28 protein-coding genes and 1 pseudogene are annotated in these 25,067 nt (G+C 63.6%); 13 read left to right on the top strand and 16 right to left on the bottom strand.

All coding sequences use genetic code 11. From position 1 onward, the window contains the following. The first annotated feature begins 69 nt into the window (after positions 1–69). From ACFWAY_RS24575 to ACFWAY_RS24560, 4 genes are all read left to right on the top strand, one after another. Positions 70–897: a sulfurtransferase gene (locus ACFWAY_RS24575; protein WP_378512448.1), complete on the top strand. Its 828-nt coding sequence runs from the start codon at positions 70–72 to the stop codon at positions 895–897. Between the two features lie 8 nt (positions 898–905). Then, positions 906–1,598 carry a hydrogen peroxide-dependent heme synthase gene (gene hemQ / locus ACFWAY_RS24570; RefSeq protein ID WP_378456547.1) on the top strand — a complete coding sequence of 231 codons (693 nt, stop codon included), beginning with the start codon at positions 906–908 and terminating at the stop codon, positions 1,596–1,598. Positions 1,599–1,668: 70 nt separating this feature from the next. Further along, complete coding sequence (locus ACFWAY_RS24565; protein ID WP_378512447.1) at positions 1,669–2,145, top strand: MarR family winged helix-turn-helix transcriptional regulator; 477 nt, start codon at positions 1,669–1,671, stop codon at positions 2,143–2,145. A gap of 50 nt (positions 2,146–2,195) precedes the next feature. Then, entirely contained in the window at positions 2,196–2,627 is a 432-nt protein-coding gene (locus ACFWAY_RS24560; RefSeq protein WP_378456548.1) for a DUF5313 family protein, read from the top strand. 32 nt (positions 2,628–2,659) lie between these two features. Here the strand turns inward: ACFWAY_RS24560 and ACFWAY_RS24555 are convergent, their stop codons facing one another. Next, the gene (locus ACFWAY_RS24555; RefSeq protein WP_378512446.1) at positions 2,660–3,673 is read right to left on the bottom strand and encodes an alcohol dehydrogenase catalytic domain-containing protein; all 1,014 of its coding nucleotides are present in this window, start codon (positions 3,671–3,673) and stop codon (positions 2,660–2,662) included. A gap of 143 nt (positions 3,674–3,816) precedes the next feature. Next, positions 3,817–5,103 carry an MFS transporter gene (locus tag ACFWAY_RS24550; protein ID WP_378512445.1) on the bottom strand — a complete coding sequence of 429 codons (1,287 nt, stop codon included), beginning with the start codon at positions 5,101–5,103 and terminating at the stop codon, positions 3,817–3,819. 104 nt (positions 5,104–5,207) lie between these two features. Here ACFWAY_RS24550 and ACFWAY_RS24545 point away from each other — a divergent pair, with 104 nt between their 5' ends. Beyond that, complete coding sequence (locus tag ACFWAY_RS24545; RefSeq protein ID WP_378456551.1) at positions 5,208–5,588, top strand: ArsR/SmtB family transcription factor; 381 nt, start codon at positions 5,208–5,210, stop codon at positions 5,586–5,588. Here ACFWAY_RS24545 and ACFWAY_RS24540 read toward each other — a convergent pair. Further along, the gene (locus tag ACFWAY_RS24540) at positions 5,551–6,609 is read right to left on the bottom strand and encodes a 3-isopropylmalate dehydrogenase (protein ID WP_378512444.1); all 1,059 of its coding nucleotides are present in this window, start codon (positions 6,607–6,609) and stop codon (positions 5,551–5,553) included. The two genes, ACFWAY_RS24545 and ACFWAY_RS24540, sit on opposite strands and share 38 nt — an antisense overlap. Before the next feature lie 417 nt (positions 6,610–7,026). On the opposite strand from ACFWAY_RS24540, the gene ACFWAY_RS24535 reads away from it, so the two are divergent. The 5 genes and pseudogenes from ACFWAY_RS24535 to ACFWAY_RS24515 all read left to right on the top strand — a co-directional run bounded on the left by ACFWAY_RS24535 (position 7,027) and on the right by ACFWAY_RS24515 (position 9,800). Then, positions 7,027–7,434 carry a hypothetical protein gene (locus tag ACFWAY_RS24535; RefSeq protein WP_037202755.1) on the top strand — a complete coding sequence of 136 codons (408 nt, stop codon included), beginning with the start codon at positions 7,027–7,029 and terminating at the stop codon, positions 7,432–7,434. Beyond that, on the top strand, positions 7,431–8,315 hold the full coding sequence (locus tag ACFWAY_RS24530; RefSeq protein WP_378512443.1) for an alpha/beta fold hydrolase: 885 nt from the start codon (positions 7,431–7,433) through the stop codon (positions 8,313–8,315). The genes ACFWAY_RS24535 and ACFWAY_RS24530 overlap by 4 nt, the downstream gene beginning before the upstream one ends. A gap of 190 nt (positions 8,316–8,505) precedes the next feature. Beyond that, positions 8,506–8,952: a PaaI family thioesterase gene (locus ACFWAY_RS24525; RefSeq protein WP_378512442.1), complete on the top strand. Its 447-nt coding sequence runs from the start codon at positions 8,506–8,508 to the stop codon at positions 8,950–8,952. Between the two features lie 110 nt (positions 8,953–9,062). Then, positions 9,063–9,230, top strand: a pseudogene (locus ACFWAY_RS24520) (helix-turn-helix domain-containing protein); the annotation flags it as partial. A 33-nt stretch (positions 9,231–9,263) separates the two neighbouring features. Further along, positions 9,264–9,800 carry an IclR family transcriptional regulator gene (locus ACFWAY_RS24515; protein ID WP_378456581.1) on the top strand — a complete coding sequence of 179 codons (537 nt, stop codon included), beginning with the start codon at positions 9,264–9,266 and terminating at the stop codon, positions 9,798–9,800. 136 nt (positions 9,801–9,936) lie between these two features. Here ACFWAY_RS24515 and ACFWAY_RS24510 read toward each other — a convergent pair whose 3' ends face one another. The 5 genes from ACFWAY_RS24510 to ACFWAY_RS24490 form a co-directional block, all read right to left on the bottom strand. Then, on the bottom strand, positions 9,937–11,373 hold the full coding sequence (locus tag ACFWAY_RS24510; RefSeq protein WP_378456556.1) for an aldehyde dehydrogenase family protein: 1,437 nt from the start codon (positions 11,371–11,373) through the stop codon (positions 9,937–9,939). A 277-nt stretch (positions 11,374–11,650) separates the two neighbouring features. Beyond that, positions 11,651–12,181, bottom strand: a complete 531-nt coding sequence (locus ACFWAY_RS24505; RefSeq protein WP_378456557.1) for a MaoC family dehydratase — start codon at positions 12,179–12,181, stop codon at positions 11,651–11,653. 3 nt (positions 12,182–12,184) lie between these two features. Continuing rightward, positions 12,185–13,162 (bottom strand): HpcH/HpaI aldolase/citrate lyase family protein, encoded by a 978-nt coding sequence (locus ACFWAY_RS24500; RefSeq protein ID WP_378456558.1) that lies wholly within the window; start codon positions 13,160–13,162, stop codon positions 12,185–12,187. A gap of 7 nt (positions 13,163–13,169) precedes the next feature. Next, positions 13,170–14,381, bottom strand: coding sequence for a CaiB/BaiF CoA transferase family protein (locus tag ACFWAY_RS24495; protein WP_378512441.1), 1,212 nt, complete (start codon positions 14,379–14,381; stop codon positions 13,170–13,172). Then, the gene (locus ACFWAY_RS24490; RefSeq protein ID WP_378512440.1) at positions 14,378–15,568 is read right to left on the bottom strand and encodes an acyl-CoA dehydrogenase family protein; all 1,191 of its coding nucleotides are present in this window, start codon (positions 15,566–15,568) and stop codon (positions 14,378–14,380) included. Before ACFWAY_RS24490 ends, ACFWAY_RS24495 begins: the two co-directional genes overlap by 4 nt. A 369-nt stretch (positions 15,569–15,937) precedes the next feature. On the opposite strand from ACFWAY_RS24490, the gene ACFWAY_RS24485 reads away from it, so the two are divergent. Continuing rightward, on the top strand, positions 15,938–16,678 hold the full coding sequence (locus ACFWAY_RS24485) for a GntR family transcriptional regulator (protein ID WP_378512439.1): 741 nt from the start codon (positions 15,938–15,940) through the stop codon (positions 16,676–16,678). A 69-nt stretch (positions 16,679–16,747) separates the two neighbouring features. Here ACFWAY_RS24485 and ACFWAY_RS24480 read toward each other — a convergent pair whose 3' ends face one another. Continuing rightward, positions 16,748–18,052, bottom strand: coding sequence for an MFS transporter (locus ACFWAY_RS24480; RefSeq protein WP_378456562.1), 1,305 nt, complete (start codon positions 18,050–18,052; stop codon positions 16,748–16,750). Between the two features lie 492 nt (positions 18,053–18,544). Then, positions 18,545–18,757: a hypothetical protein gene (locus ACFWAY_RS24475; protein WP_378512463.1), complete on the bottom strand. Its 213-nt coding sequence runs from the start codon at positions 18,755–18,757 to the stop codon at positions 18,545–18,547. Here ACFWAY_RS24475 and ACFWAY_RS24470 point away from each other — a divergent pair. Further along, complete coding sequence (locus tag ACFWAY_RS24470; RefSeq protein WP_378512462.1) at positions 18,734–19,747, top strand: MmgE/PrpD family protein; 1,014 nt, start codon at positions 18,734–18,736, stop codon at positions 19,745–19,747. The genes ACFWAY_RS24475 and ACFWAY_RS24470 overlap by 24 nt on opposite strands. 16 nt (positions 19,748–19,763) lie before the next feature. Here ACFWAY_RS24470 and ACFWAY_RS24465 read toward each other — a convergent pair whose 3' ends face one another. The 4 genes from ACFWAY_RS24465 to ACFWAY_RS24450 all read right to left on the bottom strand — a co-directional run bounded on the left by ACFWAY_RS24465 (position 19,764) and on the right by ACFWAY_RS24450 (position 22,850). Further along, positions 19,764–20,402: an HD domain-containing protein gene (locus ACFWAY_RS24465; RefSeq protein ID WP_378512438.1), complete on the bottom strand. Its 639-nt coding sequence runs from the start codon at positions 20,400–20,402 to the stop codon at positions 19,764–19,766. A gap of 132 nt (positions 20,403–20,534) precedes the next feature. Next, positions 20,535–21,494: a GlxA family transcriptional regulator gene (locus ACFWAY_RS24460; protein WP_378456565.1), complete on the bottom strand. Its 960-nt coding sequence runs from the start codon at positions 21,492–21,494 to the stop codon at positions 20,535–20,537. A gap of 235 nt (positions 21,495–21,729) precedes the next feature. Continuing rightward, on the bottom strand, positions 21,730–22,251 hold the full coding sequence (locus tag ACFWAY_RS24455; protein ID WP_378456566.1) for a helicase associated domain-containing protein: 522 nt from the start codon (positions 22,249–22,251) through the stop codon (positions 21,730–21,732). A gap of 152 nt (positions 22,252–22,403) precedes the next feature. Beyond that, the gene (locus tag ACFWAY_RS24450) at positions 22,404–22,850 is read right to left on the bottom strand and encodes a hypothetical protein (protein WP_378512437.1); all 447 of its coding nucleotides are present in this window, start codon (positions 22,848–22,850) and stop codon (positions 22,404–22,406) included. 330 nt (positions 22,851–23,180) lie between these two features. On the opposite strand from ACFWAY_RS24450, the gene ACFWAY_RS24445 reads away from it, so the two are divergent. Beyond that, positions 23,181–23,384 (top strand): hypothetical protein, encoded by a 204-nt coding sequence (locus tag ACFWAY_RS24445; protein ID WP_378512436.1) that lies wholly within the window; start codon positions 23,181–23,183, stop codon positions 23,382–23,384. Between the two features lie 151 nt (positions 23,385–23,535). Here ACFWAY_RS24445 and ACFWAY_RS24440 read toward each other — a convergent pair whose 3' ends face one another. Together ACFWAY_RS24440 and ACFWAY_RS24435 are read right to left on the bottom strand one after the other, a co-directional pair. Beyond that, positions 23,536–24,168, bottom strand: a complete 633-nt coding sequence (locus ACFWAY_RS24440; RefSeq protein WP_378456569.1) for a VOC family protein — start codon at positions 24,166–24,168, stop codon at positions 23,536–23,538. A 74-nt stretch (positions 24,169–24,242) separates the two neighbouring features. Further along, the gene (locus ACFWAY_RS24435; protein ID WP_378512435.1) at positions 24,243–25,001 is read right to left on the bottom strand and encodes an SDR family NAD(P)-dependent oxidoreductase; all 759 of its coding nucleotides are present in this window, start codon (positions 24,999–25,001) and stop codon (positions 24,243–24,245) included. Between the last annotated feature and the right edge of the window lie 66 nt (positions 25,002–25,067).

Below are 25,067 nucleotides of genomic sequence, written 5' to 3'. Positions count from 1 at the left end.
CGTAGGCGAATAGATCGTGCATTAATTATATGTGCACGCCCCGGTTGTCTACGAAGTGAAGGATGAGCCATGAGTAGAAGCAATTTTCTGGTCGACGCCGAATGGGTCGTCGAACACCAGCACGACCCCGATGTCGTCCTCGTCGAGGTGGACGAGGACACCGCGCAGTACGAGACGAACCACATCGACGGTGCCGTACGCATCGACTGGAAGCGCGATCTTCAAGATCCGGTACGCCGCGACTTCATCGACCAGCGATCGTTCGAGAAACTCCTGTCCGAGAGGGGAATCGCCAACGGCGACACGGTGATCCTGTACGGCGGGAACAACAACTGGTTCGCGGCCTACGCGTACTGGTATTTCAAGCTCTACGGCCACCGCGACGTCCGGTTGCTCGACGGCGGACGCAAGAAGTGGGAGCTCGACGGTCGGCCTTTGTCGAGCGAGAAGGTCACCCGGCCGGGCACCGACTACGTGGCGTCCGAGCCTGTGTCGGGAATCCGCGCGCACCGCGACGAGGTGATCGAGCAGATCGGGAAGAAGAGTATCGTCGACGTCCGGTCTCCCGACGAATTCTCCGGGAGGATCCTCGCTCCGGCGCAGTTCCCGCAGGAGCAACCCCAGGTTCCAGGGCACGTCCCGACTGCTGTCAACGTGCCGTGGTCCAAGGCCGCCGCTGACGACGGCACCTTCCTCGCCGAGGACGAGCTCCGCGCCCTGTACGGCGACGCCGGCCTCGACGACACGAAGGACATCATCGTCTATTGCCGGATCGGCGAAAGATCGGCGCACAGTTGGTTCGTTCTCCACGAACTGCTCGGCTACCCCGAGGTTCGGAACTACGACGGCTCGTGGGTGGAGTACGGCTCGTTGGTCGGCGTTCCGGTCGAGAGGTAGCCCACGCCTTGACCAGCTCTCGGTTCACCGAACTCAATCAACGCGTGCGGTTCATGATGTTCACCGTGTTTCAGGTGGTTCCCGGCGCGCTTCCGGACGTGCGCGACGAGGTCGTGGACGATGCGCACACCTACCTCGACCGAGTCGCCGAGTCCGGTGTCGCGATCCGCGGGATCTACGACGTCGCAGGACTACGTGGAGACGCCGACTTCATGATCTGGACGCATGCCGACACCGTCGAGGGATTGCAGGCCGCCTACTCCGGTTTCCGGCGCTGCCGACTCGGGCGAGCGTGTACGACGGTGTGGAGTGCGGTCGCGCTCCACCGGCCGGCCGAATTCAACCGTAGCCACATCGCGGCATACGTGGCCGACGAGGAGCCGGGGCAGTTCGTGTGCGTGTACCCGTTCAACCGATCGCTCGAGTGGTATTTGCTGCCGGACGCCGAGCGACGACGGCAGCTCGCCGAACATGGCCGAGCGGCTCGCGCCTACCCGGACGTGCGGGCCAACACCGTTAGTTCCTTCGGGTTGAGCGACTACGAGTGGATCCTTGCCTTCGAGGCTCCGGACCCGAGCCGGATAGTCGACATGATGCGAGACCTTCGCGCTACCGACGCGCGCCGGCACGTTCGGCTGGAGACTCCGTTCTTCTCCGGCCCGCGAACCGGCCTCGATGCCCTCGTTGCGCGTCTACCTTGATCGCCGACTACCTCCAGAATGATTCGTGCAATATTAGTTATTGCACGAATCATTCTGGTAGCCTGGTGGCATGACCGCAGACATCCAGCAGGGGAAGGCCGGCGACGATCTACTCGCTCTCGACCGGCAGGTGTGTTTCGCGCTCGCGATCGCGAACCGGGCGGTGCTCGCCGTCTACCGCCCCTTGCTCGAGCCGATGGGGCTGACGCATCCGCAGTATCTGGTCATGCTTGCTCTCTGGGGAAAGGCCCCGATGGCGGTCAAGGAGATCGGGACCGCGCTGCAACTCGATTCGCCCACCCTCTCGCCGCTCCTCAAGCGCCTCGAGGCGTCCGGACTGATCACGCGCACCCGCAGCCGGGCCGACGAGCGCCAGTTGGATGTCGAGCTGACCGAAGCCGGTGGTGCGCTGCGTGCGGAGGCCGAAAAGATTCCGCCCGCCGTGATCGAGAAGCTCGGCGTCAGCCTGGCCGAACTCGAAGAATTGCACGACGTTCTCACCCGCGTCAATCAGGCTGCGCTCAGAGCGGGCGCGCTCGATCAATGAGGACAACCATGTCGAATTCGACTTCAGCACAACATGAACAGGTAGTTGTCATGTCGCGAAACACGCAACGAACCCGGCCGGGCCCCATACAGTGGCTGGGCTACGCGGTAGGCCGCAAACTTCCCGACTCCATGCAGGACTGGGTCCGCAACGACCTGGTCGGTGACTGGGCGGTACCCCGGCACCTCGTCCGCAGCATGGTCCCGTTCGTTCCGGTCTTCGCCGCGTTCTTCCTGTTCCCGGGACCGCTCGGACTGCGAGCGTCCATGGTCCTGCTCGGAGTGCTACTCGCCGTGTTCTATGCGGTGTCGTACATGGCGCAGAACCGATCTCGGCGCCTCGAGAGGCATGGACTGCCGCCCGATCTGGAGAACCCGAGAAAGGCGTCCCGGCACGACGCCGAAAAGGCCGCGTACGAGAAGCTCCACGGACCTTCCGGCACCTGGGGCCTCGAACGGCGGAGTGGCAACGAACTTAACTGAGCGCAGTCGATCAACCCCGGCGCCGAGAATGGTCACATGGTGAGGACCATCCGATAGCGTGCGCGTCCTTCCTCCATCGCGGCGTAGGCCTCCGCCGCTCGAGCCAGCGGCCGTTCCTCGATTCGGGCACGCACGCCTGACAGGACCGCGAAGTGCATCGTCTCTTCGACGTCGCGGGCGGTGCCGGACGGGTGGCCGGTGACATCGACGCCGGGAGTGATCAGCTGTAGGGGGCTGATCGGCAGTGGGTCGGGCGTGACACCGACGACGGTGAGCTCACCGAGCGGAAGCAGCCCACCGACCACAGAACCCATCGCTTTCGAGTTCGCAGCGGTCCCCAGAACCACCGACACGCCACCGAGAGCCTGCAACGCTTCGCTGACGTCGCCGGCGGTGGAATCGATGTAGTGGTGGGCGCCGAGCTGACGAGCGTCGTCGCCTTTGTCGGCGCCGCGGGCGATGGCGACCGTCTCGAAGCCCATCGCCCGGGCGAACTGCACGCCGAGGTGGCCGAGTCCGCCGATGCCGAGGATGGCGACGCGGTCGCCTGGGACGGCCCTGGTTTTGCGCAGCGCGTCGTATGTGGTGACCCCGGCACAACTCATGGGTGCGGCTTCGGCGAAGGACAGCTCGTTCGGAATCCGGGCGAGTGCGTTTGATGGAACGATCACCGACTCGGCGTATCCGCCGGGGTACTGCCAGCTCGGCACCTGCAACTTCTCGCAATGAATGAAGGAGCCCTGACGGCAGGGGACGCACTGGTTGCAGTGTCCACCGAACCAACCCACAGCGACGCGGTCGCCGACGGTGTAGTTGTCGACGCCGTCGCCGAGTTCGGCGATGGTTCCGGCGATCTCGTGTCCAGGTGTCAGGGGCCAAGACATATCCGGGAACGCGCCGTTGACGAAGGCGTGGTCGGTGCCGCACACTCCGCACGCGGACACCGCTATTCGTACGTGGTCGCGAGGGGGCGACCCTGTCTCGACATCGACGAGTGTCAGCGGTTCACCGGGGGCCTGGACGTGAACGGCCTGATGGGTTGGCATATGCATCCTCCCTGTCTGTTCATCCTGGGCGATCGGGACCCACGTTTCAGTCAAGCCCCTCAGCGGAGCTCCTGACAAGGGTTGACGGGTTCCAACCCAGCGGCTGGGAGACAAAGGTGCCCGGCGACACGACTATCCGTGTGTCATGTCTGCGCGCGTACCAGCAGTGCGTCCTCGGCGGCGGCGTCCGTCTCGCAGCGGATCACTTGCTCGTCCGAGGTGCTGGGACGCACGTGTTCGGCTGTGCTGATTCGTACGGTGATCAAGGCGGCGAGGGAGAATGCCATGACGGCTGCCGCGAACGTGATGACGGCTGCGCCGAAGGGTATGAATTGGATCAGGTAGCCCGTTCCCACAGGTAGCAGAGCCGCAGGAACGTAGCCGGCAATGTTCAAAGTCGCGTTTGCTTCGGCGCGATGGTTCGAGGGGATCCGGGTGCCGATCAGCGTCAGTGCCGCAAGCTGGCCGAGGCCCTGTGCGGCGCCGGCAAGAAGTGCCGCGATGACGAACAGCGCCGGTGTGGGGGAGATGGTGACGCTCGCCGTCAGCGTCACCATCGAGACGAATGCGGCAGAGGAACTCAGCGCGAGATGGGTTCTGGTACGTAGATGCGCGAGGGCGAACTGGATTCCGGTTGCTACCAGAAACATGGCGCATGCCGCTGCACCCGCGAGTAGCGGGCTGGGGGCGTTGATGCCGGTGGCGAGGACCGAGGGTCCGAGGGAGAGGAAGAAGGAGGTCGAGGTAATGCCTGGAGCGAATGCTGCTGCTCCCCAAACGAGTTCACGTCGATTCGGACGGGGAACGGAAGGCCACGACCACAGACGCTCGACAGGACCGTCCGCTACGAATCCGCGGTGGAGTGGCAACCGTATCGCGACGACCAGTGTCAGCACCGTTACCGTGAGCACGATTCCAAATATCCAGGACTGTGGTGTGTCGATGAGCTGGGAGAGCGCCCCGGACAGGAGTGGTCCGAGTCCGGCACCGAATACCATTGCAGCGGAGGCGATCATGGATCCCGTCCGGCGCCGGTGATCGGGGGCGAGATCGATCGTCGCCGACATGCCGGCGGTGACGGCCGCGCCAACCGCGGCGCCCGCGAGCAGCCTGGCCGCCAGCAGCCACATTACGTCCGTGGCCGACAGGAAGAGGCCCGCCGCGGTGACCGCGGCGATCAGGCCTGGGACGAGCACAATCTTCCGCCCATATCGATCGGCGAGTTTCCCTGCAACGAGAAGGGTCCCGATCAACCCGACCATGTACGCCCCGAACACGATCGTCAAGGTTCCGGAACTGAATTCCCATTCCGTTTGCCAGCGCGTGTACAGCGGTGTAGGCGCGTTCGACAGCACGAACACGGCTGTCACCGTACTTGCGGCGGCCAGGGACCACCCCAGTTCCTTCGGGCCGGCCGAAGTCTTTGCCATCGCTGTCTCCTCTTCCGCATCCGGTTCGATACCGGGCGTACCAGTACGAAAATTATCGTACTGAGATGGTACGACAAAACTCGTACTGACGCTATGCTGGATGTATGACTGATCTCGCGCCGACCTATCGCATGAGCGACAGCGAAGAGCTTTCCCTGCCGATGCCGCTGCCCGAACCGGCGGCAGCGGACATACGCCTGGAGCGGGTCATGGGCGTCCTCGCCGACCCGCTGAGACTGACAATCGTCAACCGGCTCTTGACCAGGTCTGAGGAATACGACCACACCTGCGGTTGGTTCGGCTTCGACCGGCCCAAGTCGAGCCTCACCCATCACTTCAAAGCGCTCAGGGAAGCGGGTGTCATCCGACAGCGGCAGCACGGGCTCGAGCGACGCAGCCGAGTCCGCATCGAAGACCTCGATGGGCGCTTTCCCGGTCTCGTGGAACTCATTGCGAACTGGCAGCCGGATGGTGGCGGGGTGTGAGGGATGCGGAGCCCACTCGGCTCCTGATCTGCTCACCGATTTCCTCGGTGGAACGGGATTCCTGTTCGCGGGATGCGACGTGGTCCTGAACTGCCTGGTCGATGGTGTTCGCCTCACGCGACAGCCCGAGGTGATGCAGCATCAGCGCTGCCGAGAGGATCGCGGCTGTGGGATCGGCGACTCCTCGACCCGCGATGTCCGGAGCGCTCCCGTGTACTGGTTCGAACATGCCGGGATTCCTCCGTGAGCCATCGATGTTCGCGCTTGCCGCTAGACCGACACCCCCGCCCAGGGCGGACGTGAGGTCGGTGATCAGGTCGCCGAACAGGTTGTCGGTGGCGATGACGTCGAATCGGGCGGGGTTTGTGACGAGATGCAGCATGGCCGCATCGACGAGCATGTGATCGACCTCGACGTCTGGGTACATCGTTGCCAGTTCGTCGGCAGCGCGCGTCCACAAGGAGCCGGCGAAGGCGAGAACGTTCGGCTTGTGCACGATCGTCAACCGTTGCCGCCTGACCGTGGCCCGCTCGAACGCCTCGCGGAGAAGTCGATCGACGCCGAAGCGTGTGTTGACGCTGACTTCTGTCGCGACCTCATGGGGAGTTCCGACGCGGAGCGCGCCCCCGTTGCCGGTGTACGGGCCTTCGGTTCCCTCTCGGACTACCAGCAGGTCGAGATTCGCATCTCCGGCAAGCACCCGTGGCGCGCCGGGCATCGTCTTCGTCGGACGTAGGTTGATGTGATGATCTAGCGCGAAGCGCATTTCGAGCAGGATGCCACGTTCCAGCGTGCCTGCGGGGACGGTGGGGTCGCCGATTGCGCCGAGCAGGATCGCATCGTGATGCCGGATCTCGTCGAGTGTTTCCGGGTCGAGCAGGCGACCTGTGGCCCGGTAGTTTCGGGCGCCTAGATCGAAGTAGCGGGTTTCGATGGTGGGGGCAACCTCGCGCAAGGTCCTGACTGCCTGGTCGATGACTTCGGGTCCGATTCCGTCCCCGGGAATGACTGCTATTTTCATCAGATCTCCGAACTACGAACGCGGGACTGTTTCCGCGCGTGATGAGTCGTCCAGCCCGAGTGCAGGCATGTAGCGGGCGGAAGTGGCGTCGGTCCACAGAAGCTACCGCGCTGAATCAAATGCTGGAATAGGCGTGCCACATAGTGAGATCGAAGTTCGAATGCCGAGTCTCACGGAGCATTCCGTCTTCACGCGATCCCAATCCGGCGCCTGGGTAGGGGCCGCGTCGAGCGTAGGCATCGGAGTGTCACCTCAACGTATTGACAAACTGTGAGCCAGTGCACATACTCGAAAGTGACACGGCGTACCGCTGAACGGCACAGATCGATTCAGGTTTACGGCCGCCTGTCTCGCGAACCCCACGCCGCCCGCGAGCGATCGCAGGTCGAATAGCGACTTCCTAGAAAGGGAAAGGCCATGCCATTTGTGGACACGGAGAGGTTCACGGAGGCGCTCAACTTGGATCCCGAATTCAAGATTGCGGCGCGCTTCTGGAACGCCATCGTCAGGTTGGAGATCGGCGACGAAACCTACGTGCTGGTGATTCGTGACGGTCGACTCGACTCCATGGCGCCGCCCGAGGGCAACAACCTCATGACGGTTGCACGGAACTACGACATCGAGATCTCGGCGCCGATCGAAGAATGGAGCAAGTTCTTCCAGCGGGTGCCTCGCCCGTTCTACCAGGACCTCTTTTCGGCGGTCACCCGACACAACTTCCGCTATGGCGGCGACATGAAGATGTTCTTCGCCTACTACGCCGCGCTCAGGCGACTGTTCGATTTCATGCGTTCGTACACCAACGTTGCCGAGGAGGCGAAATGACCACGACCAAGTTCGACAAGGCGGTCGGGCGGTACGTCCATCTGACGATCGACGACATCGAGTACCGGGTCTACTACGAGGAGAGCGGCTCCGGAATCCCGCTACTTCTCCAGCACACCGCCGGCTGTGACGGCCGCCAGTATCGTCATCTCCTCGAGGACGAGGAGATCACCTCGCACTTCCGGGTGATCACATGGGATCTGCCGTATCACGGGCGGTCGCTGCCGCCGCTCTCGGTGCGATGGTGGGAGCAGGAGTACAACCTGACCCAGGACTTCTTCATGAAGTTCGTCGTGGCCCTGGCCGAGGCTCTCGACTGCGAGGACGCGGTGTACATGGGTAGTTCGATGGGCGGCAACCTCGCCCCCGATCTGGCCCTGCACTACCCCGGCGTGTTCCGCGCCGTGATCGCGCTCGAAGCGGCGCTGCATTCGCCCGGCTACTACCTCGACTACTGGTTCCACCCCGAGATCAGCAACGACTCCAAGCCGGCGGCGATGTACGCGCTCACCTCGCCGACGGCCCCCGAGGTCGGCCGCAGGGAAACGACCTGGGTCTACAGCCAGGGGTCCCCGCCGGTCTTCAAGGGTGATCTCCAATACTACAGCGTCGAGCACGATCTTCGGGAAACGGCAAAGAACATCGATACCTCGAAGACCGCCGTGTACATCCTGAACGGCGAATACGATTTCGCGACGGGACCGGAGGAAGCCGAGGAACTCGGCGCGCAGATCGAGGGTGCGAAGGTCGTTCCGATGGCGGGACTCGGACACTTCCCGATGAGCGAGGATGCAGCCCAGTTCTTCCGCTGCATCAAGCCGGTGCTGTGGGAAATCCGTGACTCGGCCGTGCCGTCGAAGGTGCTGTCGGCCACCCAGTAGTCCACTGACCGGTTGCGCGGCCGGCAGTGCTCGTGGTGGCCACGAGGCACGAGGCCGGCGCAACCTCGCGGGGCCGCCGGCGAGCGAGTTCCTCCAACCTCGCCGTCGGCGGCTCCGCGCCGCCCATCAGCTCACGACCCGACTCGGTGGGTAAGAGAGATCGAAGCCAGGATGGAAGTAGAGGTTCGGCGTGAGCGAAGTCGTATGGGACGAGGTGCACGACGGCGGGTTCATCGGGCTGATCGGTCCGCTGCTGCTCCGTCACGGAGATGGCGGTGCCCGGGAATACGGACTGCGGTGCGAGCTCAAACATCGAAACCTTCGAGGAGTCGTGCAAGGGGGACTGATCATGGCCTTCGCCGACCGTGCTCTCGGATCGACCGCGCTCGCCGAAACCGGCACGCAGAACATGGCGACCGTGCAGCTGAATGTCAGTTTCCTCGGTATCGTCCGGGTCGGTGACCTCTTGACGAGCTCACCCCGTATCGTGCGGCGCACGGCATCGATCGTCTTCGCGGACTCCGACCTGCGGGTGAACGACTCAGTGGTGGCCACCGCGACGGGTGTGTTCAAGATCCTCGCGGACAGTTCGCTGCCTGTCGGCGTCGGCGGGGCCGCGGAGAGTCGCCTTCGGTGAGTCCGTAGCGGATGCCAAGACTGGACATTTCGACATACTGTGCCGATAATCGGCACAGTACGGAAATGTTGCACCGCGGCGGAGCGGCGGTCGAGGGAGAGGAACAGTAGGTGCAAGGCATCGAACGAGGTTTGCGCGTACTCGAAGCTGTGGCGGAGAACCAGCCGGTCGGAGTAGGCGAACTGTCACGCACCCTTCAGTTGCCGAAATCGACCGTGCAGCGGACTCTTCAGGCGCTCGCATCCGCCGGCTGGATTCGCAGCGATGGGAGCGAGTACACCAGGTGGAAGCTCACCTCGCGGGCACTGGCCGTGGGCCGGCGCGGCTGGGACAAGGGAGACTTGCGATCGGTCGCGCTCGAGCCGATGCGTGAGCTGCGGGATCTGACGAACGAGACCATCACACTCCAGATTCGCGATGGCGTGGAGCGGGTGGTTCAGATCGAACGCATGGATTCCCATCAGGCTGTTCGCACCTTCATCAAGGTCGGCAGCACATGGCAGCTACCTCACACGTCGGGGGGAATGGCGATCATGGCGCGCCTGCCGGACGACGAGGTCGACAGAATTCTTTCCAATCCCATCCAGCAACTGACGCCGCAGACCGACACCGATCCCGAATCGATCCGAAAGAAGATCGAGGAGATCCGCCGCGTCGGATATGCGGTGAACGTCAATCAGAACCGGATGGGAGTATGTGCGGTCGGGGCAGCTGTGCTGGGGGAGGGGGGATGCCCGGTAGGTGGCATCGGGATCTCGATGCCGGAGACCCGTTTCGACGAGCATCGTGTGCCCTGGTGGGGAAAGCAGGTCTCCGACACTGCAGCGAACGTGAGTTCACTGCTCTGATCCCGCCTGTAAGCGCTCTGGATCCTTCCCGAGCCGCGCAGACCACATTTGTCCACGGTGTTGCTGCCCGTAAACGCCCCCGTGCCTCATGCGGCACGGGGGCGTCGACTCTGGTGCCCTCACAGGCCCCGCGTGGTCACAGGCGGGCAGTGACCGTCTTGAGCTGGCAGTAGTGCTTGAGCGCCTCGAGGCCCTTCTCTCTGCCGAAACCGCTCAACTTGTAGCCACCGAACGGGGTTTCGACACCACCGGCGAAGTACTGGTTGATGAAGACCTGCCCCGCCTCGATGGCGCCGGCGACGCGATGAGCCCGGCCGTGGTCTCGGGTCCAGACCCCCGCGACGAGTCCGTAGTCGCTGTCGTTGGCGATCTCGACCGCCTGCTCATCGGAATCGAATCGGAGCACTGTCAGTACCGGGCCGAAGATCTCCTCGCGTGCCACCCGCATGGTGTTGTCGACGTCGACGAAGATGGTCGGCTCGATGAACAACCCGCGGCCCAGCCGCCCGGTGTCGGCGACGTGTCCACCGGTAGCGACACGTGCACCTTCGCTCGGTCCGAGTTCGAGATACGAGCGAACCTTGTCGAACTGCCCTCGCGTGGCCAAGGATCCGATGTCCGGGTCCTCGATGCCCGGTGCGATGACCGTGGTCGCAGCGTGCTGGACGAGCCGATCGACCAGCTCGTCGTGCACCGAGGCATGCACCAGCAACCGGCTGCCGGCCGAACATACCTGACCCGCCTTGGTGGTGAACGCGGTCCAGGCGCCTGCGGCGGCCGCGTCGAGGTCGGCGTCGCCGAAGACGATGTTGGGGGACTTGCCGCCCAACTCGAGAGTCAGGGGAATCAATCGTTGGGCGGCCGCCCGCATGATCGCCCGGCCGGTCTCCACCGAGCCGGTGAAGACGATCTTGCGGACCTTGTCGTGGCCGGTCAGCGCCGCTCCCGCATCGGCACCGAATCCGGGGACGACGTTGAGAACGCCCGCGGGCAGTCCCGCTTCGACGGCGAGACGGCTCATCTCGAGTGCCGACAGCGGTGTGTCCTCGGCGGGTTTGAGGACCACCACGTTGCCCATCGCCAATGCGGGTGCGATGGCCCGTGCGGCCTGGTTGATCGGCGCGTTCCAGGGCGTGACGACACCGATCACGCCGAACGGTTCGTTACGGGTGTACGAGAGGTAGTCGGGTCCCAGCGGAATCGTCTCGCCGTGCACCTTGTCTGCCGCCCCGCCGTAGTACTCGAAGTATCGTGCGGCGGTCTCGATATCGACCTTCGACTGCGACAGCGTCTGGCCCGTGTCCAGTGTTTCGATTCGGGCCAGTTCGTCCGCGTGTTCACGCAGTGTGCGGGCGACCTCGAGGAGAATGCGACCGCGAGTGGCGGCCGGGGTGTCACGCCACGAACGGAAGGCGTTCTGCGCTACGGCAACTGCTTCCTCGATGTCCTCCGCCCCGCCGAGCGCGACTTCGGCAATGACGTCGCCTGTGGCGGGATCCCGGGTGGAGAAGTACTTCCCACTCTTACTGCGCTCGTCATGTCCTCCGACGAACGTTTCGTAACGCTCTCGCATTGTGCTTCCTATTCCGAGTGGTGCCCCGGGGTGACCGGCTACACCGCGTTTGTGCCGATAAATGGCACAGTGTTTCTGTTGATAGCTTGGTTCGTTCCCGCGATCTCTGTCAAGGGCCGGGTGTCCTCCCACCATCGGGGGAACACCCGGCCCGGATCGAAGATCGGAGGGACGAGATCCTTGATCCGCGTATCACACAGCCAGCCAGCAGATCTCATCCGGTCTCGGTGAGATCAGCCGCGGGCGTTACGGGTGGGAACGCTCCCACCGGAGTCGACTACGCGTGCGGCAGTGGTCGAGCGGGTTGGTCGCCGCCGCGCGAGTCGCCGTAGCTTCGCTTGGGTACGAGAACTTTGCGTCGGAAGATGCAGACGATCTGCCCGTCCTGCTTGTAGCCGCGGGTCTCGACGTACACGACGCCTCGGTCGTCCTTGGACTTCGAGGGAGTGACTTCCAGGACCTCGGTTTCGCCATAGATCGTGTCACCGTGAAACGTCGGCTTGACGTGCCGCAACGATTCGATTTCGAGGTTGGCGATCGCCTTGCCGGAGACATCCTGTACGGACATTCCGAGCAGAAGTGAGTAGACGTAGTTGCCCACGACCACGTTTCGGCCGAATTCTGTTGTTTCCTCGGCGAAGTGGGAGTTGATGTGCAACGGGTGGTGGTTCATCGTCAGCAGGCAGAACAGGTGATCGTCGTACTCGGTGACGGTCTTGCCTGGCCAATGCCTGTAGATTGCTCCGACTTCGAAATCCTCGAAGTACCGACCGAACTGCATGTTCTGTTCTTTCTCCACGGTCGTCACTGTTCACACACCGCTCTCTACGGTTTCGATCTCCGGTTTCCACACGTCGAGGCGTTCCATGCCGGCGGCGCGGCCCTGGCCGGCGATGACCAACGCCATTTTGCGGGACGCCTCGTCGATCATTTCGTCGCCGAGCATGACGGCGCCCTTGCGGCCGCCCCGGTCGGAGGCGAACCATTCGTACGCCGCGAGGATGTTCTCGGCGTGGTCGTAGTCGGCCTGGGCTGGACTGAAGGTGTCGTTGGCGGCGTCGATCTGGGCCGGATGCAGCACCCATTTCCCGTCGTAGCCGAGCGCGGCGGCCTGCCCGGCAACCCGGCGGAAGCCGTCGACGTTACGGACCTGCACATACGGTCCGTCGATCGCCTGCAACCCGTTCGCTCGGGCGGCCATCAGGATCCGCATCAGCGGGTAGTGGAATGCGTCACCGACCCCATAGCCCGGCGGCTGCTCACCGATCACGAGCGACTTCATGTTAATGCTCGCCATGAAGTCGCCAGGGCCGAAGATGATCGTTTCGGTACGCGGCGACGCGGCTGCGATCTCGTCGACGTTGATCAATCCGGCGGCGTCTTCGATCTGCGCCTCGATTCCGATTCGGCCTACCTCGAAACCCATGGTCTTCTCGATCTGGGTCAGGGTGAAGTCGAGCCAGGCGATCTGGGCGGCCGACTGCACCTTCGGAAGCATGATGCAGTCGAGATTCTCACCGGCACCTTCGACGACCTCGACCACATCGCGATAGGTCCAGTGGGTGGTGAGATCGTTGACCCGCACCACACGGATCTTCGATCCCCACCCGCCTTCGTTGAGTGCCGAGACGATGGTCTTGCGCGCACCAGGTTTCGCGAGTGGCGCACACGCGTCCTCGAGGTCGAGGAAGACCTGGTCGGAATCGAGGCCCTTCGCCTTCTCGATCATCTTCGGATTCGAACCGGGAACCGCGAGGCAGGAACGCCGCGGTCGTTGTGTTCTGGACATGATCTCCCTATCTTGTTTCTTCGAGCTGGAAGGCAGCTGTGGTGTTGTCGAACTGGGCCAGCACTTCATCGGTGTGTTCGCCGAGTAGCGGGGCTCGCCGGAGGTGGGGCGGGGCCGCATCCGCGAACTTGATCGGCGTGTTGGCGATCGTCAGCGGATGGGGCACACCGGGGTGATCGACCTCGACGAGCATGTTGCGGGCACGCACGTGGGGATCCGCATAGATGTCCTCGATGGTATTGACCGGTGCCACCGGGACTTTGCCGCCGAGTGTTTCCACGATCTGGTCCTTGGTTCGCGTGGTTGTCCATGCGGTCACCGCAGACATGGTGAAGTCACGATTGGCCAGTCGGCTGACGTTGTCCCTTGTGCGATCGTCCGTAGCCAAGTCGGGGCGTCCGATCACCGTGCAGAGTTGCTGCCAATGATTGTTGCCGGGCGCGGCGATACTGACCCACCCGTCTGCCGCGGGCACGACATCGAAGGGGCAGAGCAAGGGATGGCTGTTTGCCTGCCGGGTCGGCACGTCGCCGTTGTAGGAGTGCTGGTAGACGGTGCGTTCGCACATTGCCAGCATGGCGTCGTACATCGACACGTCGACGAAACCACCGACTCCGTCACGGCGAGCACGGTGCACGGCCGACAGCAGGCCGATCACCGCGAAGAGCGCCGGCACGGTGTCACCGAGACCGGGTCCGGACTTGATCGGGGGTCGGTCGGGCTCGCCGGTGATCTCCATCAAGCCGCTGAGCGCCTGGACGGTGATGTCGTACGCCGGCCAGTCCCGCATCGGGCTGCTACCGGTGCGTTCGTCACCGAAGCCGCGGATCGCCGCGTACACCAGGTGGGGATTCTTCTCCTGGAGTCGCTCGTAGGACAGCCCGAGCCGGTCCATGACCCCGTGGCGGAAGTTCTCCACGACGACATCGGCGTGCGCGACCAGTTCGAGCAGCGAGGTGCGTCCCTCTTCTGTGGTGAGGTCGAGAACTACGCTGCGTTTGTTGCGATTGACGCTCTGGAAATACCCACCGAATGCGCGTAGTTCGTCATCCGGTGCGAACGGTCCCTGCTCTCGGATGAAGTCACCACGCGGGGGTTCGATCTTGATCACGTCGGCACCCAGATCTCCGAGGACCATAGTGGCGAAGGGCCCCGCGAGCATGGTGGTCAGGTCGATCACCACGACATCGTTCAGTGGCCCGGCGGCCGGCGATCTCATCGTGCCTGCCTTCCGAGGATCGAATCCGAGATGATCTTCAGCTGGATTTCCGACGTTCCCTCGAAGATCTTGGTCAGTTTCGCGTCCCGCCAGTACCGTTCGACAGCAAAATCGGTGGTGTATCCGGCGCCGCCGTGAATCTGCAGAGCCTCACTGGTCACTCGTTCGGCCATCTCGGTCGCGAGGTACTTGACCATCGACGCCTCCACGGCGTTGCGCCGGCCGGCGTCGACTTCGGTGCACACCCGGTACATCAGCGATCGGGCCGCCTCGAGTTCGGTGGCCATGTGCGCGATCTTGAACCGAATCGCCTGGTTGTCCCCGATCGGACGGCCGAACTGGACGCGTTGCCGCGCATACGCAACGGAGTCCTCGAGCGCTCCGCGCGCCACGCCGATGGCGCGGGCGGCGGTATGAATCCGGGCGGTCTCGAGATCGCCCATGGCGACCTTGAAGCCCTCGCCTTCGGGGCCGACCATGGACTCACCCGCGGCGTAGGCGTTGTCGAAGGACAACTCCCACGTCTGCCATCCGTGATATCCGATCTTGCGTACCGGTGTGCCCGTCACTCCCGAGGGCAGCTCACCGCGAGGCTTCGGCATGATGAAACAGCTGATACCGCGCGATCGGTGGTCGCGGTCAATGGGTGACGTACGGGCGAATACCTGGAGGTAGTCGGCTCCGTCGGCGAACGTGCACCACATCTTCTGGCCGCTGATCCGCCACCCGTCAGCTTCCCTGCGGGCCCGAGTCGACAGCGCCGCCACATCGGAGCCCGCATCGGGCTCGGACAAGGCAAAGGCGCTGAGGAAGTCGCCCGTAGCCATCCGCGGCAAGTACTTTCGGCGCTGTTCCTCGGTGAAACCCGCGGTGAATTGTTGTCCACGAGCGATCAGGCTCGACACGCTCATCCACGCGCGGGCAAGTTCCTCGACGATCAGGGCGTACTCGAAGACCCCGAGGCCCAGCCCGCCGTATTCCTCGGGAATCAGCACACCGAAAAATCCCAGGTCGGCCATTTTCTGGCGCAGTTCCATCGGAATTTCGCCCTTGACCGGATCGAGTTCGTTCGCCACAGGTAGCACTTCCTTGGCGGCGAACTCCCGCGCCATCGCCTGGATCGCGAGTCGCTCGTCGGTGAGATATCCGGCTCCTGACGACCCGACGTCGTCAACTACAGCAGTCATGAGGCTTCACCCCTTCATCCGTGCCTCTATACGGCACAGTGTTCCGATATGAATCAGGATGCCCCACTGAAGCCGTATTGGTCAACCCTCCCTCCGGCGAGGGGCAATGATAACGCTGTCAGTGCAGGTAAAAGCTGTATGTCAACCGACGTCGGGTCCGGTCTGTGTTCTCCGATGTCGGCCAGAACTTGCGCTTGGAGCAGGGTTGCCGGGTGCGCAGAGGCTCGAAGTTTTGTGCCAATATCTGGAATACCGTGCCGATATCGACTACCATGGTTCGCGCCGATCCAGATGGATCGGCCTCCGAAGACAGCACGTCGCGGCGATGGATGATGCCGAAGGGCGACAGGAACGGATCGGTGTGCGCTCATGGGTGGCCGTGACAACGAACAAGCGCCGGCACATCGGCGGTTGTCCCACGCGCTGCGCGAGCAAATCGCTGCAGGCCACTTCCACGGTGGCCGCCAGCTTCCCACTGAATTCGAACTTGCCGAAAAGTATGCATTGAGTCGGCAGACGGTGCGGCGAGCATTCTACGATCTCGTGGCGGATGGCCTGGTGTATCGCGTTCCGGGGAGGGGCACGTTCGTCTCCGAACAGGGGAGCATGCGCCTCCGGCGACTCGGGGCGATTGAAGAACTGACCAACCTCCCCGCTGGTGCCACCACAGAAATCGTTGCGCCTCTGCAACGTAGGGCCGACATCGAAGCCGCAAGCCGTCTACGCCTCGACAGTGACTTCGTCTCCACGATCGCGTATGTACGCCGTTACGCGGGGTTCGTGTTCGCGATGACGACCGTCCATCTGCCGGATCTTCACGCGCAGCACCTATGCGGCGGCGCGGGGACGGAGCCAGGCGCGATCGGAGCGCACACGATCATCGGTCTTCTGGAACCCCACCTGGCGTCTCCCGTTGTCGAACTCGTGCAGTCGATCACCGTGGCGCCGGCGGCCGAGGAGATCGCCCGTCACGTCGACTGTCCCGCCGGGCATCCGCTGTTACGCGCCGATCGCTTGTATCTCGATTCGGACAGTCGGGGAGTTGAGTTGGCGGTCAGCTACTACTTACCCGAGCACTACACCTACCGAAACACCATAGGCAGAAGTTGACGGGTCCTTCTCGGGCCGCCAGGGGCGGCCCGAGAAGGAGCGAATCCCGTGAACAGGGGAGAAATCCGGTCAGGATTCTTCGCCCGAAATATCGCTGCGGAACGTTTCCGGTACCGCTATGGCCCCCAGGAGCGTAATAATCGCGGTTGCCACTATGTACCACGGAAAGTACTGGGAGTAACCGGCATTGGCCAGAGCAGTGGCCACAAGCGGGACCGTTCCACCGAAGATTGCCACCGAGAGCGAGTAGGGAAAGCCCAGGCCGCTCACTCGTACGTGCGGTGGGAAGTTTTCGACCATCACAGCTGATGTGATCGATGTGCAGAAGCTCAACAATAGTAGCCCGATGAGCTGAATGAATATGAGTACCGCAAAGTGTGAACTAGTGATCGACAGCAGGAAAGGCGTCACAATGATGGTGCCGGTACAAAATGCGTACATGCATGGTTTACGCCCGTATCTGTCGGAGATCAACCCGGCCACCGGCTGTGCGATCGTGTAGAGAATGAGCGTGATAATGCCGACCGTCATTGCGGTGGTGGCAGAGGCGCCGTTCTGGATCTGGAAGTACGTAGTCAGGTAGGTAGCCCAAAAGTATTGTCCAACACCCATTCCGGTTGCGATTGCAAATACGATGAGGGACTGCTTGGGGTAACGCTGCAGAGCATTGAGCGGGTTGTGATCAACCGGTGCCGCGCCCTCGTCGGAGACGGTAGTTCCGAGCGTTTCCTGCGTCCCGCGGCGGATATACCAGGCCACGACCGCAGCTAAGGCGCCGACAGCGAAAGGGATTCGCCAACCGTAGTCCCGCATCGCATCATCACCGATGAGTGCGACGAACATGGTGATGAAGGCCAGACATGCCAACTTGCCTATGCCCGACGCCACGAACATGAAGCTCGAGTAGAAACCACGTCGGCCGGCGGGTGCGGATTCGACGATGAAGGCACCCGCAGTCGTGTACTCGCCTCCAGCGGACAATCCCTGCAGAATGCGGGCAACCGTGAGGATTATGGGCGCGGCGACACCGATCTGGCTGTATGTGGGGCAGATGGCGACGAGCAGGCTGCCGCCGGCCATGAGGCTGATGGTGAGGCTCAAAGCTCGCCGACGGCCGTACCGATCTGCAAATCGTCCGATGAAAAGCCCTGCCAGCGGACGTGCGAGGAACCCGACGGCAAAAACGCCGAATGCGCTCAGGAGCGGCACCAGTCCCGACGACTCGGAAGAGGGAAAGAAGGAAGACGCGAAGTAGACCGCAAGGTAGGAGTACGCGAGGAAATCGAAGAACTCGACCGCGTGTCCGACGGTGCCGGCGATCAGCTGTCGCCTCGGGTTCAAGATGGCCGCTTTATCAGATGTTTCTATCTTCATTGCGAAGCGTCTTTCTGTGAAGGCGTGCTCGTGATTCTGGAAGACTCTGGGCTGCGTGTGGCTCGATGAGGTTCCATTCGTGGGAGAGTTTTGAGGGACTGACCACCCCGGGCCCGTGGCTTCGATCAGCGCATCGGGAAACTCTGCGATCGGCGCGAGCCCGTCACAGGGGCGTAGATGGTGAAGCGGACGCCGCGCGTGCTAGATAGCGGCACGGTGTATCGAAAACTGAGTATCGTGCTTCGGGTCACACTCTGTCAAGGGCGGCTCATCGGGTTCATTCACGGGTGAAGTATGTTGACCTACAGACCAAGTAGGTCAGGTAGGCGAGAGGGAGGTAGCGAACGTGCACGCGACTTACCGGTGAACTCGGGAGCAGCTTCTTGAGTACTGTGCCGTTCAACGGTATGGTGTGCCATGTATTGGCTAACTGGGCGCAACGGGCGCACTGTGGGGAAAAGGGAGCGGGCTATGACGATTGCGCCGCACGAATCAACCGATGTCAGCGCGCACGATCTCGCAAGGTGGGCCACCGGAATCGACCCCGAGGCCGCGGATCTCGATCTCGCTCGACGCGCTCTGGTCGATACCGTTGCAGTGACCCTCGCTGCACTGGATGATCCGGTAGCTGCGTGGACGGATGGTCTGCCGGCCGCGCTGCGTTGGGCAGCGGTCGGGCACGTGCTCGATTTCGACGATCTGCACATACCGTCCACGACGCACATCAGTGTGGTGTGCGTTCCTGCCACGTTGGCAGAGGGCGGCGGTGCGCGGGAGTACCTGGCGGCGGCGGGTGTGATGGCGCGTCTGGGTACCGCGCTCGGTTGGAACCACTACACGCAGGGATGGCACACTACCGCGACGGTCGGTGCCATCTCGGCTGCTGTTGCAGCGGGGCTGTCGCTCGGGCTCGATTCTGACGGTATCGCTACTGCGATGGCGCACGCTGTGCCCGGTGCAGGTGGTGTCCGCCAAGCCTTCGGCACCGCAGGCAAGTCGATGCAGGTCGGATTCGCTGCCCAGGCTGGTGTGCGTGCTGCCAGACTCGCCGCAGCCGGCGCGACTGCTGACCCTCGTGCCGTCGGTGAATGGTTCCGGCTCGTCGGAGGGCGGAGATCCCCGCAGGTTGAAGGTCCCATCATTCCGGATGGTCTCGGGCTGAAGCTTCACCCGTGTTGCTACGCTCTCCAGCGTCCTATCGCGGCGATCCGGTCGCTTGGTGCGTTATCGATCGACGACATCGCCCGTATAAGGCTGCACACGCCGCACAGCGCGCTTTTGCCGTTGATCCACGACTGTCCGAGTTCGGGTCTGGAAGGCAAGTTCTCGCTGAACTACGGTATTGCGGCAGCCCTGCTGGACGGGTTTCCCGATATCGGGAGCTTCACCGACGCTGCTGTGCAGCGGCCGGAAGTTCGGAGCATTCTCGACAGCGTCAGTGTGGTTGCCGAGCCCGTGGGCGACGGGGTGCTCGATGGAGACTGCGCGGTAGTGGTCGAACTCCGTGACGGATCACATCTCGAGGCCGTGGTCGAACTGCCTCTGGGACATCCGAGCCGACCTGCGTCCGACGTAGATTTCGACGCCAAAGTTCGAGGGTGTGTCGGTGACGAACGCGCAGCCGAGATAGTGAACCTGGACTGGATTTCGGCAGCGGCGTTGTTGCAACGTCATCTGCCGGGCGGTGTCAACTGAAGAATCGGGACGGAAATCACTCGGACCAAGCGGAATTCACGATCACATCGACGAAGTCACCCCGGACGAAGCCGGGTACGAAGTGTGCCAGCACATCGGCCTTCACGTTGCCGAACGTGGTTTCCGGTCGGTCTTCGAGTCCGTTCGTGAAGGCGGCGAGGATGTCGTTCTTGAAGTTCGGCCGCGGGTGGGAGGCGACGACGGCGCCACGTTCCTCGTCGGTGATCGTGTCGTAGCCGATACCGAGTACGTCGAGTTCGACGCCCCGGGTAACCAGCGCGATCTCCGGTGCCATGTGCAACGGTATCTCGGGGGTGGTGTGGAGTGCGATGCTCGTCCACACCGTCTGTGCCTCGTCTTCGCCGATTCCGTGGGACCGGAGGAAGTTGCGGGCCTCGTCGGCGCCGTCGATCTCGAATCGCTGATCCGTGCGGCGGTATTTCGTCGTGAGGCCGAGGTCGTGGAACATGGCCCCGACGTACAGCAGTTCGGGATCGAACGTGAGCTTCTGGTGACGGGCTCGGAGGGAACCGAACAGGAACACGCGGCGGGAGTGGTGGTAGATCAACGGGTTCGCAGCCTCCCGTACCAGTTCGGTTGCTTCGGTGACGAGGGCGGTGTCGGGAATGTCGATGCCTGCGACGGTGTCGGTCATGCGGGGCTCGCTTCCGGAGTAGTGGTCCGCGGGGTACGGCTGCTCTACTTCACAGTGACATCTTCAACCGCGGCGGAAACCGGCATTCCGGCCCACTTCCGCACAGATCGGGACATGTCCTGTCGGCTGCTCTCAGCGCTGGGTGGAGTGGAATCGCTGCCGATACGCCCGGGGCGACACCCCGAGATGGTGGATGAAACTGCGTCGTAAGGTCTCCGAGCTGCCGAACCCGCTATGCTCCGCGGCTGACGTCACGGTGTGTCCTGCATCGAGCATGGCTTTCGCGGTTTCGAATCGGATCAGCTCCACGTACTTGGCCGGGGTGGTGCCGAGCTCGTCCTGGAACAGCCTGGACAGATGCCGGGGACTGACGTTGGCGCGTGCGGCGAGCCGGGTGATGGAGTGGTCGCCTGCGGGGTCGGCGGCCACGGCATCGACCACCTCGCGGAGTTGTCCGGTGCGTGGCCGCGGCCCGCGCATGCTGGGGGAGAACTGGGACTGACCGCCCGGTCGCTGCAGGAATACCACGAGCGACTGGGCCACCGCTCGCGCCAGTTCGGCGCCGTGATCGCGTTCGACGAGAGCCAGGGCCAAGTCGATGCCGGCGGTGACACCCGCCGAGGAGTAGATGGTGCCGTCTTCGACGAAGATCGCGTCGGGTTCCACGGCGATCCGGGGATATCCGCGCGCAAGGGTATCGGCGTGTTGCCAGTGGGTGGTCGCGCGCCGGCCGTCGAGGAGCCCGGCCGCCGCCAGGATGAACGCGCCGGTGCAGATCGAGGCCATCCGGTCGGCGTTGCCGGCCAGCACAGTGGCCGCGTCGGCGAGTTCCGGGCTCACCGGCGTGGACGGAAAAATGTCGCCGCCCATCACCAGTGCGGTTGACAGGCGGCCCGTTTCCACGGCATCGACATCGACGGGAATCCGCATCCCGGTGGACGCGGTCACGTCGACCGCCCCGACCGAGCACAGCACCAACTCGTACGTGGCGCCGAGCCGATTGGCCTCCGTGAAGACCTCGGATGGACCGGCGACGTCGAGCATCTTGACGCCGTCGAACACGAGCACGCCGACACGGTGGGGCACATCCATGAGCGCATCCTCCTCGCATCACGTTTCAATGGCCTGCAGGCTCGACCCACGATCGGCATACCGGAGTTTGCTCGACAGCACCGGCCGAGGTGTTCGCGGTCCTGAGGGCCAACCTGACGGATCCCGAGACTCTCGACCTGGTCTGTCCGCCAGGCGTGCCGACGGCTGATCGTCGCGCGGCCGCAAGCTACCGAATGTTACCTGTGATGCTTGAATATCTGTGCAGCAACACTATTCAGCCTGCGGGCATTCTGCGTTGTGTCACCTGTCCGACGAGCTGTGCCGCTGTTCGGGGTCCCCGCGGTCGTGGACCGGGGGAGACCCCGAGGACGGCGAGTGTGCGACGTTCTTTGTCCGGCAAGGCGTCGGCCCTCCATTTCTTCACCGCCCGGTAGAGCCACTGGCCCAGTTGTTCACCGTCAGCGGTGACATAGTTCGCGGGAACGAGTGCATTGCCGTGCTCTTCGCGGTAGGCGGCGATGGCGGTAAGCATCCGTCGTCGCTTGGGGTCGGCACGTGATACGGCCGGAAGTGGGACGTCGTCATCGCTCCACAGAAATCCGATCGCGTCGAGTTGCTCGATGCGCTCAGGCGGCAGTGTGCCGAGCATACGAGCAATCCGCTGGCGGTCCTGCCAACGTCCCAGTCGGAAACCGCATTCTGTGACGAAGTCGGCCGGGACCGGAGTTCGGGGGTGTTGGTGCTGAAAGGCGCGGTAGAGCTGCAGGGCTGAGGCTGCGGGCCTGTTATCTCGCATCGAGATCGCATCCTTGTGAAAGCTGTCTAACGTTATCCGGATAGTCATCACTTCAAGTATGTCAACGAGTTTGACGATCTGTCACGAAAGTCGGCTCGTGTCGCCCCGGGAAATGCATTCTCTGTAGGGGCGACGAGTGCCCTGATGTGGCGCTATCCGTAAATGTCGACGGCGATTCTCGTCGGTTCTGTGAGAGTCGTGACCTGGAAGTGCGGGTAGTCGGTACGGACGCCGACGAACGACTGGGTGCCGCTCTCGTAGTTCGGTGTGAGGTGTACCTCGACGACGCTGTGCGCCGCGGGGTCCGACAACGGATTCGGTCCGTTGTACGCGGCGATCCCGCTCTCGATCGAAGAGTCCGTGTCGAAGAAGTAGATCTGCAGGATCGATCGACCGTTGATCCGTGTCGCGGTCTCCTTGCCGCGTTGCGTTGCCTCGGCGACGTATTCGGCGCGCCAGCGAGGTGCGTAAGTGTCGCCGAAGTCGTAGACGATGCGATCGAATCCGTCGTGCCGCTCGATGTGCATGCCACTGGCCGTAACTCCGGGGACGGGTGGAATCACCAGCGCCGTGGGCGGGAAGAGTGGGATGTCGGTCATCGTCGGGCCCGGTGTTGTCGGTGTTGTCGGTGTGGGAGGGCCGGGGATACCGGGACCGGCGTTCGGGTCCGTCGGTGGGGGAGGATCCGGTGGTTGGGGCGGGGCACCTCCGCCCGACTGTGGGGCGGGGACCTTGCTCCACGGGATCGTCGTTCCTTCGACGGATCCCGCTTGTTCGCTGGTCGACTGGCAGCCCGCTGCCAGAACGACGCATGTCATCATTGCCATGAACGGTATCAGCGTGCGGGTTTCGCCCCTCATGGTCTGGGTATCGCTCTGCGTCGACGAGATGTGACTCGCTCGCGAAGCGACCCGCGAGTATCGGACTCGGTGACGGAGGCGGTAGCGGATATGGGAGGCCTCCGGCGTGTCGATCACCCCAACGATCTCCAACTCGACGCGCGAGGGCAATACCTCGCACGCTCGACGACCACTGCCGAACAGCACCGGGATCTGATGGATCTGCAACTCGTCGAGCACACCGGCCTCAGCGCCCGTCGCGCCACCGACGAAATTTTCTCCGAGCCGTCCTGATCTCCTGCAGACCCCCGGCGCGCATGTTCTCGACAGTACTGTGCAGCAACGAAGTTCGTGGAAGTCGTGTTCGGATGGCCCGATCCGCTCAGGCGCCTTCGGGATTGCTGCCTCGCGGGAAAATGGCTGATGGCGGTGGCCTCGCAACTCCTCAGGTGGGCGGCTCCGCCCCGGACTGTTCGGCGGCCATGTACTCGGCATACCAGTCGGGCCAGTTCGGGTCTTCTTCGCCGGTTCGCTCTTCATGCCGGCCGTGGGCAGTCGCCGCGCGCCGGAGCGCGGTCGCGAGGTCGCGTGCAGAGCCGAACGAGGTGACGGCGGTGTCGATGCGCCCGGGAAGCCGGGTCGTGACCTCTTGCAGCACCCAGGCGTTGCCGTCGGGGTCGCTGAACGACGCCAGCGAGAAGTAGCTGCGACGGTCCGGGTCCAGCCCGTCGCCCGGGCCGTCCGTGCCGAGGTGGAACAGGGTCACCTCGATGCCGGCGGCGACCAGCTGGTCACGGGCAGCCTCGATGTCGGAGACAATGAGGTATCCCTTGGCGGAACCGGGTGCGGCCGTGGTGAGGTCGGCGCCGAAGTGGATCGAGGCGTCGGCGCCGGGCGGGGTGAACTGGACGACGCCGGAGCCAGGCGGTGTGACGTCTTGTCTCCAACCGAGCCTGGTGTAGAACTCGGTGGCGCGGTCGACATCCGTGACGGGGATGACGACGACCTCCAGCTTCATGTCGACTGGCGTGACATGCGTGTTGGTCGCTTCGTTGGTGTGAACTTCGTTCGTGCTCATGGGTGCCTCTCTGGTTGTTGTGGGGATTGATCGGGGTGGGTCTTTCGAGCCACCCACGTTTCGCCGTGTGGTCATCAGGAGACGAACTGCTGACCACCGTCGATGTCGTATGTTGCGCCAGTGAGCGCGGTGTTGCTCATGATGTGGACGGCTAGTGCGGCGACGTCGGCGGGGCCGACGACCCGGCCGATCGGAAGCGTTGTTCTCAACTCGTTCCGGCGCTCGTCCAGTCGATCGCCGAGCAGCGACGCCGACAGCGGGGTGTCGACGAAGCCGGCGGCGATGAGGTTGACGCGAACCGGCGCGAGCTCGAGCGCGAGGGCCGCCGTGAACGGGGGCAGTGCGGCGGTGGCGGCGGAGGCGATCCCCAGTCCGTGACCGATGCGCCGGCCGCCGGTTCCGCCCATGAGCAGCAGCGTGCCCCCGGGCCTCATCTTGCTCGCCGCGTTGCGCGCGACCTCGAGCCCCAGCACCACGTGACCGCTGAGCTGTTCGCGCACCTCGTCGGAGTCCATGTCGAGCAGGGGCGCGTAGCGCGGGCCCCCGGCCGTGACCAACACATGGTCGATCGGGGTCGGCAGCTCCTGGAAGAACCTCGCCAAGGAGGCCGTGTCGTTGGCGTCGAAGGCCGCGGTGTGTTGTGTGCCGACGTCTGCCGCTGCTTGCTCGAGCCGGTCCGGGTTGCGGCCGGTGAGGACGACATCGGCGCCCTCGGCCCGGGCTCGGCGAGCTGTTTCCAACCCGATGCCTGCGCTGCCGCCGATCACGACGACGGTTTGCCCGGCCAGTTCCGGTTCGCGCTGGATGGAGACTGGGGTGGTTTCGCTGGTCATAATTTCTCCGATCGGTAGCGTCGGCTGCCGATTGGCGGGATGCCTGCGAGCAGAGCTCTCACACTG

The organism is Rhodococcus sp. NPDC059968 (assembly GCF_042738615.1).
GTDB lineage: Bacteria > Actinomycetota > Actinomycetes > Mycobacteriales > Mycobacteriaceae > Rhodococcus_F.
Note: the sequence above shows the minus strand (reverse complement) of the source record. Positions and strands in the feature narration are given on the sequence as shown.